14 protein-coding genes are annotated in these 14,582 nt (G+C 64.9%); all 14 read left to right on the top strand.

The features are described 5' to 3' along the window. The first annotated feature begins 10 nt into the window (after positions 1 to 10). The gene (locus tag DN611_RS16070; protein ID WP_021750635.1) at positions 11 to 211 is read left to right on the top strand and encodes a helix-turn-helix domain-containing protein; all 201 of its coding nucleotides are present in this window, start codon (positions 11 to 13) and stop codon (positions 209 to 211) included. An 843-nt stretch (positions 212 to 1,054) separates the two neighbouring features. Then, entirely contained in the window at positions 1,055 to 3,661 is a 2,607-nt protein-coding gene (gene mutS, locus DN611_RS16065; RefSeq protein ID WP_174233006.1) for a DNA mismatch repair protein MutS, read from the top strand. A 238-nt stretch (positions 3,662 to 3,899) separates the two neighbouring features. Next, positions 3,900 to 4,610: a CPBP family intramembrane glutamic endopeptidase gene (locus tag DN611_RS16060; RefSeq protein WP_021752058.1), complete on the top strand. Its 711-nt coding sequence runs from the start codon at positions 3,900 to 3,902 to the stop codon at positions 4,608 to 4,610. A gap of 38 nt (positions 4,611 to 4,648) precedes the next feature. Next, a complete protein-coding gene (locus tag DN611_RS16055; RefSeq protein ID WP_025545571.1) occupies positions 4,649 to 5,560 on the top strand; it encodes an AEC family transporter in 912 nt (303 codons plus the stop codon). A 19-nt stretch (positions 5,561 to 5,579) separates the two neighbouring features. After that, positions 5,580 to 7,661: a DNA mismatch repair endonuclease MutL gene (gene mutL / locus DN611_RS16050; protein WP_119311840.1), complete on the top strand. Its 2,082-nt coding sequence runs from the start codon at positions 5,580 to 5,582 to the stop codon at positions 7,659 to 7,661. Between the two features lie 226 nt (positions 7,662 to 7,887). Further along, positions 7,888 to 8,082: a DUF6440 family protein gene (locus DN611_RS16045; protein ID WP_021750627.1), complete on the top strand. Its 195-nt coding sequence runs from the start codon at positions 7,888 to 7,890 to the stop codon at positions 8,080 to 8,082. 5 nt (positions 8,083 to 8,087) lie between these two features. Next, the gene (locus DN611_RS16040; protein WP_119311839.1) at positions 8,088 to 8,681 is read left to right on the top strand and encodes an NAD(P)H-dependent oxidoreductase; all 594 of its coding nucleotides are present in this window, start codon (positions 8,088 to 8,090) and stop codon (positions 8,679 to 8,681) included. Between the two features lie 167 nt (positions 8,682 to 8,848). Beyond that, positions 8,849 to 9,793, top strand: coding sequence for a tRNA (adenosine(37)-N6)-dimethylallyltransferase MiaA (miaA, locus tag DN611_RS16035; RefSeq protein WP_021752061.1), 945 nt, complete (start codon positions 8,849 to 8,851; stop codon positions 9,791 to 9,793). Positions 9,794 to 9,855: 62 nt separating this feature from the next. Next, on the top strand, positions 9,856 to 10,101 hold the full coding sequence (gene hfq / locus DN611_RS16030; RefSeq protein ID WP_021751189.1) for an RNA chaperone Hfq: 246 nt from the start codon (positions 9,856 to 9,858) through the stop codon (positions 10,099 to 10,101). Between the two features lie 64 nt (positions 10,102 to 10,165). Next, positions 10,166 to 11,659 (top strand): HlyD family efflux transporter periplasmic adaptor subunit, encoded by a 1,494-nt coding sequence (locus DN611_RS16025; protein WP_119311838.1) that lies wholly within the window; start codon positions 10,166 to 10,168, stop codon positions 11,657 to 11,659. 49 nt (positions 11,660 to 11,708) lie between these two features. Continuing rightward, positions 11,709 to 12,401: a YggS family pyridoxal phosphate-dependent enzyme gene (locus DN611_RS16020; RefSeq protein WP_036631279.1), complete on the top strand. Its 693-nt coding sequence runs from the start codon at positions 11,709 to 11,711 to the stop codon at positions 12,399 to 12,401. 35 nt (positions 12,402 to 12,436) lie between these two features. Continuing rightward, positions 12,437 to 12,871 (top strand): cell division protein SepF, encoded by a 435-nt coding sequence (locus DN611_RS16015; protein ID WP_021751192.1) that lies wholly within the window; start codon positions 12,437 to 12,439, stop codon positions 12,869 to 12,871. 27 nt (positions 12,872 to 12,898) lie between these two features. Further along, positions 12,899 to 13,609, top strand: coding sequence for a DivIVA domain-containing protein (locus DN611_RS16010; protein ID WP_025545188.1), 711 nt, complete (start codon positions 12,899 to 12,901; stop codon positions 13,607 to 13,609). A gap of 80 nt (positions 13,610 to 13,689) precedes the next feature. Next, positions 13,690 to 14,568, top strand: coding sequence for an HAD family hydrolase (locus tag DN611_RS16005; protein WP_021751194.1), 879 nt, complete (start codon positions 13,690 to 13,692; stop codon positions 14,566 to 14,568). Positions 14,569 to 14,582: the final 14 nt, after the last annotated feature.

Genomic DNA, 14,582 nt, shown 5'->3' with positions numbered 1-14,582 from the left:
AAGAGGAATTATGACGTTTGCAGAACACCTTCTTCAACTGAGAAAGCAAAGGGGCCTGAAACAAACCGAGCTGGCAAAAATCATCGGCATCGGTTGGCGGGCCTATCAGACGTATGAGCGTGGAGAGCGGGAACCGACCCTGTCCACACTGATTGCCCTGGCGGATTTCTACGGCCTGTCGCTGGATGAGCTGGTCTGCCGGGAGCGGTAGGGGCGGAACTGTGTGTCCGCCCGCCGGATTTCCGCCGGACCCCTGCAGGACCGTAGGGGCGGTTATCAACCGCCCGGGGGATTCAGCTGGGGTGCCAGCTGGGCAATGCGCCCCCCATTCTCTTTTTGGTTGCGCCAAAAAGAGAACGCGCCGCGCCCGGTGTAAGAGAAAAAGGCGCCGGGCGCGCTCCGGTGCAGTGGCCCTCCGCGCGTACGGGGGTCGGCGTACCAGTGCCTGCTCCGATTTGGCCTTGCCTTCGGGCACGCTATGCTCTTCTGCGATTTCCCCGACTGCCGTCCCGTGGCGGATGGTGCGGAAGTTGTCGGGGTGCAAGAACGCATTTGACCAGCTTCTCTTTCCGCGCGTTCCGCTTCGCTACGCGCTGCCCGGGCGGTTGTAGAGGCCGATGCCCTCATCGGCCCGCTGCGGAGGCTTTCATCAACCACCGGCCAGCGGCAGCGAAAATCAGCGCAGCGTGTATCCCAGACTTCCCCGGGCTGAAGGTTTCCCCAAGGGCCGGGCGTTTCCGTCTCTGACCGCCGCGCGGGATTGCCAACCTTCCCCCGCCGGCGGCAGGAGGTCTGCGCCTGCGCAGACCGACCCGCCGAGACATTTTTTCTTTTCCACCGGGCGCGGCGCATTTTCTTTTTGATGTCTCAAAAAGAAAATGGGGGGCGCATCCCGCATGGACAATGCCCCCCGGCGGGAGCCAGACCCCTGTGGCCGCCGTTCGGCGGCCTGCCCAGCCCAGCCATCCACATGGCTGATTTCCCGCGTCCCATGGGACGCACCCCCATAAAACGAATCCAAATCCTTTGATAGAAAGAGAATGAGGTGACCCTTTTGGCCGAACTCACCCCCATGATGAAGCAGTACCTGGAGATCAAGAAGGACAATCCGGACTCCATCCTGTTCTTCCGGCTGGGCGACTTCTATGAGATGTTCGCTGACGACGCGAAGCTGGCCTCCCGGGAGCTGGACCTGACCCTCACCTCCCGGGACCACGGCAAGCACGCCAAGCCCGAGGAGGAGCGGGTGCCCATGTGCGGCATCCCCTACCACGCCAGTGAGGCCTACATCGCCCGGCTCATCGCCAAGGGCTACAAGGTGGCCATCTGTGAGCAGATGGAGGACCCGGCAACGGCCAAGGGGCTGGTGAAGCGGGATATCATCCGGGTGGTGACCCCCGGCACGGTGATTGACGCCGCCTGCCTGGAGGAGAAGGCCAGCAACTTCCTCTGCGGCATCTACATCGACAGCCAGAACGCCGGCGCGGCCTTCTGCGACATCTCCACCGGCAAGACCCACCTGACGGCCTTCTCCGGCCCGGACCGGGTGGAGCACGTCGTCAACGAGCTGGGCCGCTTTTCCCCGGCAGAGGCGGTGGTGAACGACGGGGCCGCCTCGGAAAAAGCCCTGACCGACGCCCTGACGGAGAAGTTCCGCTGCCGGGTGGAAAACGGCGGCGAGGGCCGCTTCCGCCTGGCGGAGGCGGAGCGAAACATCCGCCGCCAGTTCGGGGAGGAGGCGTTTGACCGCCTGCCCAGGACCAACCCGGCCGCGGCCATGGCCCTGGGGGGATTGCTGCACTACCTGTACGAGACCCAGAAGACGGACCTCTCTCACATCAACGACCTGGACTACTACGAGCAGGGCCGGTTTATGGAGTTGGACCTGACCGCCCGGCGGAACCTGGAGCTGACGGAGACCCTCCGGGACCGGGAGAAGAGAGGCTCCCTCCTGTGGGTGCTGGACAAGACCAGGACGCCCATGGGCGGGCGGCTGCTCCGCAGCTGGCTGGAGCGGCCGCTGCTGTCCGTCACCGCCATCGCCAAGCGCAATGCCGCCGTGGCCGCCCTGGTGGAGAGCACCATGGCGCGGGAGGAGCTCATCGCCGCCCTGACGGGCCTGGGAGATATGGAGCGGCTCATCGGCCGCATCGTCTACGGCACCGCCGGGGGACGGGACATGGTGTCCCTCCGCTCCGCCATCGAGCGGCTGCCCGCCCTCCGGGCCCAGCTGGCGGCCTTCTCCGGCGGACGGCTGGCGGAGCTGGCCGGGGAGCTGGACGACCTGACGGAGATCGGGGCACACATCGGCGCGGCCATCTGCGACGAGCCGCCGTTCTCCGTCCGGGAGGGCGGCTTCATCCGGGACGGCTACCACGAGGAGGTGGACCGCCTGCGGCACATCATGAACGGCGGCAAGGGCGTCCTGGCGGAGATCGAGGCCAAGGAGAAGGAGCGCACCGGCATCCGGACCCTGAAGATCGGCTACAACAAGGTCTTCGGCTATTACATCGAGGTGTCCAACTCCTTCAAGGACCAGGTGCCGGACACCTACATCCGCAAGCAGACCCTGGTGAACGGGGAGCGGTACATCACCCAGGAGCTGAAGGACTTGGAACACGAGATCCTCACCGCCTCGGACCGGGTGGTGGCATTGGAGTATGAGCTCTTCACGGCGCTGCGGCAGGAGATCTCCGCCCAGAGCGCCCGCATCCAGCGGACTGCCGCCGCGGTGGCGGAGGTGGACGCCCTGGTGTCCTTCGCGGCGGTGGCGGTGCGGAACCACTACTGCCGCCCCACGGTGGACGAGTCTGGGGCCACCGAGATCCACGACGGCCGCCATCCGGTGGTGGAGCAGATGCTCAAGGACAGCCTCTTCGTCCCCAACGACACCTTCATGGGGGAGAAGGAGGACCGGGTGGCCATCATCACCGGCCCCAACATGGCGGGCAAGTCCACCTACATGCGCCAGGTGGCGCTGATCGTCCTCATGGCCCAGATGGGCTCCTTCGTCCCGGCGGCCAGCGCCCGCATCGGTGTGGTGGACCGGATCTTCACCCGCATCGGCGCCAGCGATGACCTGTCCGCCGGCCAGTCCACCTTCATGGTGGAGATGACGGAGGTGGCGGACATTCTGCGCCACGCCACGAAGCACTCTCTGCTGATTCTGGACGAGATCGGCCGGGGCACCAGCACCTTTGACGGCATGTCCATCGCCCGGGCGGTGCTGGAGTACTGCGCGGACAAGAAGCTGCTGGGGGCCAAGACCCTGTTCGCCACCCACTACCACGAGCTGACGGAGCTGGAGAACACCCTGCCCGGCACGGTCAACTACAACATCGCCGTCAAGACCCGGGGGGAGGACATCATCTTCCTGCGGAAGATCCTCCCCGGCGGGGCGGACCGCAGCTACGGCATCGAGGTGGCCAAGCTGGCGGGGCTGCCGGACAAGGTGGTCCAGCGGGCCAAAACGGTCCTGAAAGAGCTGGAGGAGGAGAACGGCGTTCAGTACGTAGCGGCCCGGAAAGAGGAGGACCAGGTGTCCCTCACCGCCATCGGCGAGGGGGAGGTGCTGGACGCCCTCCGCCGCTGCCAGCCGGACACGCTGACGCCCATTGAGGCGATGAGCCTGATCTACGAGTGGAAGCAGAAGCTCAACTGAGCACCCGGCCGGGCAGGCACGGCGGGATGCGCCCTCTGCCGCGGGGGACCGGACGCGCTGACGGCGCCCGGAGAGCGGCCTTCAGGCCGGGACAGGGGATTCCGCGGAAATGAGGGGCCTGGCGGCGGGCGGACACGCGCCGCCCAAGCCCAGCGGATCAAAAGAAGACCCCGGCGGATCCGCCCGCCGGGGAAAACGAGCTGAAACAGAAGCCGGACGAAAACCGGGAGGGAACGAGATGCCAAGAAGAAAGAGCGCCGCCTATATGTCGGCGGGGGAACAGATCGCGGGCACGGTGCTCTTTGTGATCTACCTGCTGGTGCTGCCCTTTGTCACAGCCCCGCTGTTCCGCCTGATCGGCGGACTGCTGGGAGTGACCATCAGCACCGGATTGCAGAATATCCTGTATTACTACATCCTCTTCGCCGCCACGGTCATCATTTTCCACGGCTTTCTGGGTCGGACCTCCCGGCACTTTGCAGAGAACCTGGGCGGGGCCTGCAAGTTCATGGCCATCGGACTGGTGGCCCTGTACGGCCTGAACGAGCTGGTGTACCGCCTGACAAGACTGGTGGTATCCAACCAGACCAACCTGAACGACACCACCATCTCCGCCCAGATCGAGGACGCGCCCCACATGACGCTGCTGATCGTCATTTTCCTGGCGCCCTTTGTGGAGGAGGTGCTCTTCCGGGGACTGGTGTTCGGGAATCTCCGGCGCAAGAGCGCGGCGGTGGGATACCTGGTCAGCTGCCTGCTGTTCGCCCTGCTGCATGTGTGGCAGTTCGCGGTGGTGAACCGGGACATCACGTATTTCCTGCTGATGCTCCAGTATCTGGTGCCCGGGCTGGTGCTGGCGTGGGTCTATGACCGCACCGGCACCCTGTGGACGTCCATCGGTCTCCATGCGGCGGCCAACGCCCTCTCCGCTTGGACCCTTGTGGCGTAAGAACCGAATTCCGGAATGATGAGGGGAGAAAGGGACAGATGAATTTTTGGGACGTATTTGGCGAGATGCTGGTCATCCTGTTCGCCATTGCGGCGGGCTATGCGGCCAACCGGCTGGGGTACCTGGGCGGGGAGGCGGACCAGAAGGTCTCCAAGCTGCTGCTGAACATCACCATGCCCGCCATGATCGTGGCGGCGGTGATCACCGGCGAGGAGCTGCCGGAGCTGGGGACCATCCTCTCCATCCTGGAGGTTGGCGTGGTGTTCTACCTGCTGGAGGCGGTCTTTGCCTTGGTGGTGCCCCGGTTCCTGCCGGGCACACAGGGGCAGAAGGGCGTGTGGCGGTATGCCCTGGCCTTCCCCAACGTGGGGTTCATTGGCTATCCCGTAGCGGTGGCCCTGTTTGGAGACGGCGCACTGTTCTATGCCGCCATTCTGGCGCTGCCCTTCAATCTCTTGTCTTACAGTCTGGGCCCGCTGCTGCTGGCAGGGGCCGCCCGCTTCCGCTGGAAGCAGCTGTTCACCCCCTGCATCGTGGCCTCTGTCCTGGGATTGGTGCTGGCGCTGACCCGGCTGCGGCCGCCGGCCCTGGTGGGCGAGATGCTGGACTTTGTGGGAGACATCACCGTGCCGCTGTCCCTGTTGGTGGTGGGCTCCCTGCTGGCGGGCATGTCAGCCGGACAGGTGCTGCGCTCTCCCAAGCTGTGGCTGCTGACGGCCATCCGCCTGCTGTTGCTGCCGGTGGCCCTGTGCCTGGTCCTCCGGGCGCTGGGGATCGACTCCCTGGTGCTGGGGATCGCTGTCACCCAGATGGCCATGCCCGTAGCAGTGAACGGGACGCTGCTGAGCATGGAGTACGGCGGAGACACCGAGTGCATGGCACAGATCACCTTCCTGACCACGGCGGCGTCCATCGTGACCATTCCCATCGTCGCCGTGCTGCTGCTCTGAGCTTAGAAAGGAAACCAATATGCCTCACATTCAACAACTGGAGTCCCACGTAGCGGACCTGATCGCCGCCGGTGAGGTCGTGGAGCGGCCCGCCAGCGTGGTGAAGGAGCTGGTGGAAAACGCCGTCGACGCCGGCAGCTCTGCCGTGGTGGTGGAGATCCGCCGGGGCGGCATGGGCATGATCCGGGTGACGGACAACGGCTGCGGCATCGCGCCGGAGGAACTCCCCACCGCCTTCCTGCGCCACGCCACCTCCAAGCTGCGGACGGAGGAGGACCTGGGGAAGATCGGTACTCTGGGGTTCCGGGGCGAGGCCCTGGCCGCCATCTCCGCCGTCAGCCGGGTGGACATCCTCACCCGCCAAACCGGCACGACGGAGGGAGCCGCCCTCCATCTGGAGGGCGGTGTGCCCGGCGCAGTGGAGCCCGCCGGTGCGCCGGAGGGCACCACCATCACGGTCCGGGACCTGTTTTACAACACCCCCGCCCGGCTGAAGTTTATGCGCAAGGACAGTGCGGAGACTGCGGCGGTGAACGGCCTCATGCAGCATCTGGCCCTGTCCCATCCGGACATCTCCTTCAAGTTCATCAAGGACGGGGTGGAGGCCCTGCTGACCCCCGGTGACGGAAAGCTGGACTCCGCCGTCTACGCTGCCCTGGGCCGGGACTTCGCCCGGGGGCTGGTGCCGGTGTCCGGCAGCGGAGGGGACATCACGGTCTCCGGTTTTGTCACCGCGCCGCTGATGGGCCGGGGCTCCCGGTCCATGCAGGTGTTCTTCGTCAACGGCCGGTTCATCAAGTCCCAGCTGCTGACGGCGGCGCTGGAGGAGGGCTACCGCAACCAGATCATGAAGGGTAAGTTCCCCGGCTGCGTCCTGTCCGTCACCCTGCCGGTGACGGCGGTGGACGTGAACGTCCACCCCGCGAAGACTCAAGTGAAGTTCGCCCGGGAGCACGATGTGTTCGACGCGGTCTACCACACGGTGCTAGATGCCCTGGGCAAGACCGGCGCTCCCGCCGCCGCTCCCGCGCAGGAGGCGCGGCTCCCGGCGGCCTCCCGGCAGGACTTCTTCCAGACCATGGACGCCAAGACGTTCCGGCAGGGCGGTGCAAAGCCCGCTCCCCAGCCCGCGGCTCCGGCCCGGCCCGCCTGGAACACCGAGCTGCGGGCGCCCGCCCGGGTGGCGGACAGCGGGCAGACCTCTTTTTACCAGACCAAGCGCTCAGAGTCCGCGGCCCAGGGCGCTCTGGGAAGGGCGCCCGCCTCTGTGACGTCGCCGCCAGACACGCAGCAAAGCAGCCCGCCTGCACCCTCCTGCAACAAAGGTGCGCTGGGCAGCCCGCCTGTCTCCGTGACCGCCCCACGGGCGGAGCGGACGGCTCCCTCCGCCCCCTGGACCTCTGCCCCAGTGTCCGTCCCTGCAGAAAAGACGACCTCGCCGGAATCTGCTCCCCGCCCCTTTGTGCCCGCCATCCCGCCGGAGCGGCTGAAGCTGACGGAGGATCTACCGGGCCAGACGACTGTTCTGGAGACGAAAGAGGCACCCTGGCGGATTGCCGGAGAGGTGCTGCGGACCTATATCATCTGCGAGAGCGAGGACGGCAGCGTCTGGCTCATCGACAAGCACGCCGCCCACGAGCGGATGAATTTTGACAAGCTGAAAAATGCTCAGGAGCCCCCCATGCGACAGACGCTGCTGGCCCCCATCGCGGCGGAGTTAAGCCGGGAGGACGGGGCGCTGCTGCTGGAGAACCTGCCCCTGCTGGAGCAGTTCGGTTTTGCCTGCGAGGACTTCGGGGCCGGCGCCCTGCTGGTGCGGGAGGTGCCGGCGGACATCGACGCCGCCGACACGGTGCCCACTCTGGAGGAGTTTGCCGAGCGCCTGCGGACCGGAAGATCCCCGGATGAAAAGCGGGAGGCGCTGCTGCATACCATGGCCTGCAAGGCGGCCATCAAGGGCGGCTGGGTCAGCGATCCGGCGGAGCTGCGGGTGCTGGTGGACCGGGTACAGAGCGGAGAGATCAAATACTGCCCCCATGGCCGCCCGGTGGCGGTGAAGCTGACGAAGTACGAGCTGGAGAAGATGTTCAAGCGGGCGTGAGACTTCGAAGGGGGACTGCGTCCCCCCTCACCAGTGACGTCGGTCACTGGTGTGTGCGCCCGAGGCGCACAGGTCAACGGATTTTCGGCAGGTACACGCCCTGCCGAAAATGATTGAGATTTCTTTGTTCGCCCGCGGCGAACGAACTGGGAAAAACCGCAGGGTTTTCCCCAGCCCTTTTTCCTGGCGGAGATGGGAGTGACGAATTTTTCAGGAGGTTTCCTATATGGCAAAAAAGGAAAAACGGTTTGTGCGGACCAGTGTGGAGAGCACCGGCTTTGAGGAAAACTCTGTCTGGGTGGACCGGGAGACCGGGGTCAACTACCTGTGGCATTCCACCGGCCATGCCGGCGGGATGACGCCCCTGCTGGACCGGGAGGGGAAGCCCATCATTACCACCCTTTTGGAGGAGAAGGAGTGATTTGCATGAAACTGCTGTTTGTCAACGGCTGCATCAGCCAGCGAGGGGAGGAATCCCGCACCCTGGTGCTGGCGAGATCGTTTTTGGACGCATGGCAGGCCAGGCATCCGGAGGCCGAGGTGGAGACTGTGGAACCAGAGGCCCTGCTGGCGCTGAAGCCCTTTGCGCCGGAGATGCTGAACGACCGGGACGCCCTGGCGGGGATCCGGTGCTTCGATGCGCCGGTGTATGATCTGGCCCGCCAGTTCCGGGCCGCGGACCGGGTGGTGGTGGCGGCACCCTTCTGGGACCTGACCTTCCCGGCGGCCCTGCGGACGTATATTGAGTACATCTCCGCCAATGGCCTGACCTATCACTACGAGGCCGACGGCTGCCACGGGGATTGCCGGGCAGAGAAGCTGGCTTATCTCACCTCCGGCGGGGATCTGGAGCAGCCCGAGAGTCTGGGTGTTCTGTACTGGAAGCAGCTGTGCGCCATGTTCGGCATCCCGGCGTTCAGCTATGTGTTTGCCGGCGGACTGGACCTGGATCCCGCCAAGACGGAGGAGATTTTGACGGAGGCCTGTGAGAAGGCACGCAGGCTGGCGGAGGACTTCTGAAAAGGAGGCGGCTGCCGTAAGGGGGAGATTGCCGGCTGCGCTGGCACTGGTGCTTCTGCTGTCCGCTTGCGGAGGGCCCCCTTTACATCCGGGAGCGGATCGTATACAGTGAGTATATCGATGCATCAGAAGCGGAACAGCCTTGACAGGCGAGAGGAGAGACGGCGATGGCTGAGAAGATCATCTGTGTGGTGGGGCCGACGGCCTGCGGCAAAACGAAGCTGGGTGTCCTGCTGGCAAAGCGGTATGACGGGGAAGTGGTTTCCGCCGACTCCATGCAGATTTACAAGGGCATGACCATCGGCACCGCCGCCCCCACCGCCGAGGAGATGGAGGGCGTGCCCCATCACATGATTGCCGTGGCAGACCCGGCGGAACAGTGGTCCGCCGCCCGGTACGCCCGGGCGGCCGTCCCCATCGTGGACGACATTCTGCGGCGGGGAAAGCGGCCCATCCTGGTGGGCGGCACCGGGCTGTGGCTGGATGCGGTGGTGCAGGGCCGGACCTTCGCCGGCGGCCACGCCGGCGGCGCTGTCCGCAGGGAGCTCCAGGCCCAGCTGGCCCGGGAGGGCATCGGCCCGCTTCTGGAGGAGCTGCGGCAGGTGGACCCGGAGGCGGCGGAACGCCTCCATCCGGCGGATGAGAAGCGCATCCTCCGGGCGCTGGAGGTCTACCGGGAGACGGGAAAGACCATCTCCGCCCACAACGCGGAGACAAGGGACCTGCCGCCCCGGTACGACGCCGTGTGGATCGGCCTCCAGTTCCGGGACCGGGCGGACATGAAGACCCTGATCGACCGCCGGGTGGACGCCATGGTGGCGGCGGGCCTGCTGGAGGAGGTGGGGCAGCTGCTGGAAAGCGGCCTGCCCCGGGAGGCCACGGCTCTCCAGGCCATCGGATACAAGGAGTTCCTGGGGGTTCTGGACGGCACCGCCACGGTGGAGGAGGCCGTGGCGGAGGTGAAGCTCCGCTCCCGGCAATACGCCAAGCGCCAGCTGACTTGGCTGCGGCGAAATCCGGACATTCACTGGATCTGGTGGGAAAAAGACCGGGATTTTGCCCGGGCCCTCCAGGTTTCGACGGAAATCCTGGCCGCCGCTGGCGTATTCTAGCGGTGAGCGGACGGGAGACAGGGAAATCGTCCGACTCATACAGAAAAAAGGAGCGGACATATATGCAGACAAAAGCGAATTTACAGGACCTGTTTCTCCTCCGGGCCAGACGGGACAAGCTGCCCGTCACCATGTTTCTGATGAACGGCTTCCAGATGCGGGGCACCATCGCGGGGTTTGACGCCTTTGTGGTGGTGCTGGACAGCGACGGCCGGCAGCAGATCATTTACAAACACGCGATCTCCACCATCGCGCCGGTGCGGCCGGTGGATCTGGAGGGTGAGGAACCGGCCGTCGCGGGCGCATGAGCGGCCTGCGGACCCGTTTTGAGGCCCGCCGCCTAAAGGGCGGCACTTAGGCCGGGATCACGTTTTGCGGACCAAAACCTTGAGCACGGCGGGCAAAGCCCGCCGTGCCTGGGGAAATGAGAACTGGCGGGCAGAAAATCATTTCAAGCACACGACCTCCGCCATCGCGCCGGTGCGTCCGGCGGTGGAGCTGGAGGTTGTGGAGGTCTGCGCCTCCGCAGAGGGTCCTGCATGGGGCCGGGAAGGCTTCGCGGACAGAGACAAAGAGGTAACCATGAAAGAGAAAACCCTTGGCACAAAACTTTTGCTGGCAGCGGTCACGCTGGGCGTGCTGGCCTATTTCTCGATTCAGGCGGTGCGCTATTTCGGCGACCCGCTGACCACCACCATCGCCTACCAGTATCAGGTGGAGATGTCCACGGTGCTGTCCGGCTATGTGGTGCGGGACGAGGCGATCCTGACGGACGACACCAGCGGCCTGCTGCAGCTGCAGCGGGCGGAGGGCGAGCGGATCAGCGACGGCGGCGTGGTGGCGCTGGTCTACGCGGACCAGGCGACGCTGGACCGCCAGAAGGAGATCCAATCCCTCCATACCCAGATCGAACAGTTGCAGTACGCGGAGGAGGCGGCGCTGGGGGCGGAGGTCTCTCTGCGACTGGACGCCCAGATCCTCCAGACGATCCGCGACTACCGGGGCGCTCTGGCGGCGGACCGGCTGGACACGGCGGAGGACTGCGGAGCCGAGCTGCGGAGCCTGGTGATGAAGCGGGACTACACGTATTCCGATACGGAGGACCTGTCCGCCCAGATGGCGGAGCTCCAGAGCCAGTTGAGCAGCCTGCGGGCCCAGGCGGGAAGCTCTGTCCGGCAGATCACCGCGCCGCAGGCGGGGCTCTATTCCGCCGTGGTGGACGGATATGAGAACATTCTAACGCCGGAGAGCCTGGAGACGCTGACGCCCAGGACCCTGGCGGCCCTGGAGCCGGACGAGTCCCTGCGCTCCAACCGGGTGGGCAAACTGGTGCTGGGGGACACCTGGTACTATGTGACGGCCCTGGAGGAGAGCGAGGCCCAGACCCTGCAGGAGAGCGGGAGACTGAAGCTGCGCTTTGCCAAGGGCGTGGGCCGGGACTTGAGCGTGAAGCTGACCCATATCAGCGAGGCGGAAGGCGGCCGGGTGGTGGCGGTGTTCCAGGGGGACACCTATTTATCAGAGCTGACGCTGCTGCGCCAGCAGAGCGCCGAGGTTATTCGGCAGACCACCACGGGCATCCGAGTGCCCAAGGAGGCCCTGCGGGTGCGGGAGCGAACGGTTACGGACGAGGACGGGAACGAGTCCGTGGTGAGCGAGACCGGCGTCTACTGCATGGTGGGCATGAAGGCCCGCTTCAAGCCGGTGGACGTGCTGTACAGCGGAGATGACTTCGCCCTGGTGCGCTCCACGCTGGACACGGCAGAGGAGGTCAGCAAGACCCAGGAGCAGATTCGCCTCCGGGCGGGGGACGAGGTGATCATCACCGCCTATGACCTGTATGATGGAAAGGTGATTGGCAGCTGACAGAGAGATGGCCGCAGGGCGGCCGCTGGAAAGGAGTATTGGAACGCTGATGACAATTGCGGAGAACATTGCCCGGATCCGGGCGAACATGGCCGCGGCGGCCCGGGAGGCCGGCCGGGACCCGAAGGAGATCCTGCTGGTGGGCGCCAGCAAGATGAACGATGCCGCCGCCTGCCGGGAGGCCGTGGCAGCCGGCATCGACGCCCTGGGGGAGAACCGGGTGCAGGAGATGGTACAGAAGCTGGAGCAGCACGCCTACGACGGCGCCCCCCTGCACTTCATCGGCCACCTGCAGCGCAACAAAGTCAAGCAGGTGGTGGGCCATGTGGCCCTGATCCAGTCCGTGGGCTCTCTGGAGCTGCTGGACGAGATCGAGAAAGTGGCCGCGGCCCGGGGGCTGGTGCAGGACATCCTGCTGGAGGTGAACATCGGCCGGGAGGCTGCCAAGAGCGGCTTTGCACCGGAGAAAGTCCTCCCCGCAGCGGAGGCCGCCCTGGAGCGGACCCATGTCCGGGTGCGGGGACTGATGACGATTCCCCCGGCAGACGCGCAGAGGGATGCCAATTTCCGGTATTTTCAGGAAGTTCAGGCACTTTATGTTGACATGAACCAAAAATTGTTTCATAATGAATTAGAATATCTGTCCATGGGCATGAGCGGCGACTATGAGGATGCGATCCGTGCCGGCGCCACCATGGTGCGGGTGGGCAGCGCCATCTTCGGCGCCCGCCATTACAACTGAAAAAGACCGGAGCGCGGCTCCGATGGGAGGCTATTATGAGCTTATTGGACGAACTGAAAAAGTGGACCCACCCCTACGAGGATGAGGACGAGGAGTATGATGACTTTGAGGAGCCGGTGCGGCAAAACGCCTTTGAGGACCGGAAGCTCAAGGTGGAGGACCGCCGCAACAAGGTGGTGAATATCCACGCCACCACCCAGCTGAAAGTGGTGCTGGTGAAGCCGGAGCGGTTCGAGAACGCCTCCGAGATCGCGGACCACCTGAAGGACAAGCGGACCGTGGTGCTGAACCTGGAGTCCACCAACAAGGATATCGCCCGGCGGCTGATCGACTTTCTGTCCGGCGTGGCCTATGCCGGCGAGGGCAAGATCAAGAAGGTGGCTGCCAATACATACATCATCACGCCCTATCATGTGGATATCGAGGGCGATCTGATCGACGAGCTGGAGAACAACGGCCTCTATTTCTGAGCGGACACGAGGGGGTAACATCGCACTATGCTGACACCACAGGAAGTTTCCACCCACGCCTTTTCCAAGGCAGTGATGGGCGGATATAACATGGCCATGGTCGATGAGTTTCTGGACGAGCTCACCGATGATTACACCGCGCTCTACAAGGAGAACGCGGCGCTGAAGGCCAAGCTGAAGGTCCTGGTGGAAAAGGTGGAGGACTACCGTGCCACCGAGGACTCCATGCGCGCCACCCTGCTGACCGCCCAGAAGATGGCGGACTCCATCGTCCACGAGGCAGAGGCCAAGCGGGACGAGATCCTGGCCCAAGCGGAGACCAGCGCCCGGGAGAAGATCGGCCAGCTGCGCCAGGAGGTGGAGGCCGCCGAGGAGCGGCTGCACCAGGGCCAGCGGGATCTGGCCCAGTTCATTGCCGCCAGCAGGGAGATCTGTGAGAAGGAGCTGAAATTCCTGGAGCAGCTGCCCGAGCTGCCGGTGGAGGCGGCGGAGCCGATTTCCCAGCAGGAGCCGGAGGAGGCCGTCCAGCAGATCGAGGAAAAGGTGCTGGCCGCTTTCAGCGAGCAGAGCGTGGAGGAGGAAGCGGCCCCGGCGGAAGCGGAAGAGGCGTCTCCGGCGGCGGAGGATGACTATCCGGAGGGGGACCCCTTTGCGGCTGATCCTGTGGATGAGCCTACCCGCCGCATCAATCTCAACGATCTGAAGTTCGGCCGCAATTACTCCGGCGGCGATGACTGAACGATCAAAGCGGCTCGCAGGAGCCGCTTTTTTCTTTCCCGGTCCCGGCGCTCAACGTCTTTTGATTGGAGGAGTCAGCCATGAAGCAACAGCCCATCGTGGCCTTTCTGTACGACTTTGACAAGACCCTCTGCACCACCGATATGCAGGACTACGCCTTCATCCCCTCCCTGGGGATGACCCCCGCAGAGTTCTGGGCGGAGGCCAACGGCTTCGGCCGCAGGAACCGGATGGACGGCATCCTGGCCTATATGTACACCATGCTGCGGGAGGCGGCGCGGCGGAACCGTCCTTTCACCCGGACGGACTTGGTGGAGAAGGGGCGGAGCATCGTGCTGTTCCCCGGTGTGGAGGACTGGTTCCGGCGGATCAACGACTTCGGCGCCGGCCAGGGTGTCCAGGTGGAGCACTACATCATCTCTTCCGGCCTGCGGGAGATCATTGAAGGCTCGTCCATCAGCGGGGAATTCAAGGAGATCTATGCCAGCGAGTTTTACTACGATGAGAGCGGTGTGCCCGTGTGGCCCAAGCTGGCGGTGAACTTCACCGCCAAGACCCAGTTCGTCTACCGGATCAACAAGGGCGTGCTGGACGTGTCCAACGACCGGGATCTAAACGCCTCCATGCCTGATGACAGCAAGCGGGTGCCCTTCACCAGTATGATCTACATGGGGGACGGCCTTTCCGACGTGCCCTGCATGAAGATGATGCGGGCCTACGGCGGCCAGGCCATCGCCGTGTACCAGGCCAGCAACCGCGCCGGTGTGGAGGACCTGCTGGCAAAGGGCCGGGTGGATTATATCTTCCAGGCGGACTACCGGGCCGGGTCTGCGCTGGAGGCCACGGTGCAGGACATCATCCGCAAAATGGCGGTGACGGACCGCTTGTGGGAGGAGAATGCCCGCCAGGTGCGCAGCATCGGGGGAGACGTGCTGCTGGGGCAGGTGGGCCTGTTCTGAGCTGGACGGCAAGG

This window comes from Oscillibacter sp. PEA192, from assembly GCF_003574015.1.
In the GTDB taxonomy this organism is placed as follows: Bacteria; Bacillota; Clostridia; order Oscillospirales; family Oscillospiraceae; genus Oscillibacter; species Oscillibacter welbionis.
This window is presented reverse-complemented; position numbering and strand designations above follow the sequence as displayed.

Coding starts and splice junctions, on each gene's coding strand:
- DN611_RS16070 (WP_021750635.1), top strand. CDS start 11: ATGACGTTTGCAGAACACCTTCTTCAACTGAGAAAGCAAAGGGGCCTG.
- DN611_RS16060 (WP_021752058.1), top strand. CDS start 3,900: ATGCCAAGAAGAAAGAGCGCCGCCTATATGTCGGCGGGGGAACAGATC.
- DN611_RS16055 (WP_025545571.1), top strand. CDS start 4,649: ATGAATTTTTGGGACGTATTTGGCGAGATGCTGGTCATCCTGTTCGCC.
- mutL (WP_119311840.1), top strand. CDS start 5,580: ATGCCTCACATTCAACAACTGGAGTCCCACGTAGCGGACCTGATCGCC.
- DN611_RS16045 (WP_021750627.1), top strand. CDS start 7,888: ATGGCAAAAAAGGAAAAACGGTTTGTGCGGACCAGTGTGGAGAGCACC.
- DN611_RS16040 (WP_119311839.1), top strand. CDS start 8,088: ATGAAACTGCTGTTTGTCAACGGCTGCATCAGCCAGCGAGGGGAGGAA.
- miaA (WP_021752061.1), top strand. CDS start 8,849: ATGGCTGAGAAGATCATCTGTGTGGTGGGGCCGACGGCCTGCGGCAAA.
- hfq (WP_021751189.1), top strand. CDS start 9,856: ATGCAGACAAAAGCGAATTTACAGGACCTGTTTCTCCTCCGGGCCAGA.
- DN611_RS16020 (WP_036631279.1), top strand. CDS start 11,709: ATGACAATTGCGGAGAACATTGCCCGGATCCGGGCGAACATGGCCGCG.
- DN611_RS16015 (WP_021751192.1), top strand. CDS start 12,437: ATGAGCTTATTGGACGAACTGAAAAAGTGGACCCACCCCTACGAGGAT.
- DN611_RS16010 (WP_025545188.1), top strand. CDS start 12,899: ATGCTGACACCACAGGAAGTTTCCACCCACGCCTTTTCCAAGGCAGTG.
- DN611_RS16005 (WP_021751194.1), top strand. CDS start 13,690: ATGAAGCAACAGCCCATCGTGGCCTTTCTGTACGACTTTGACAAGACC.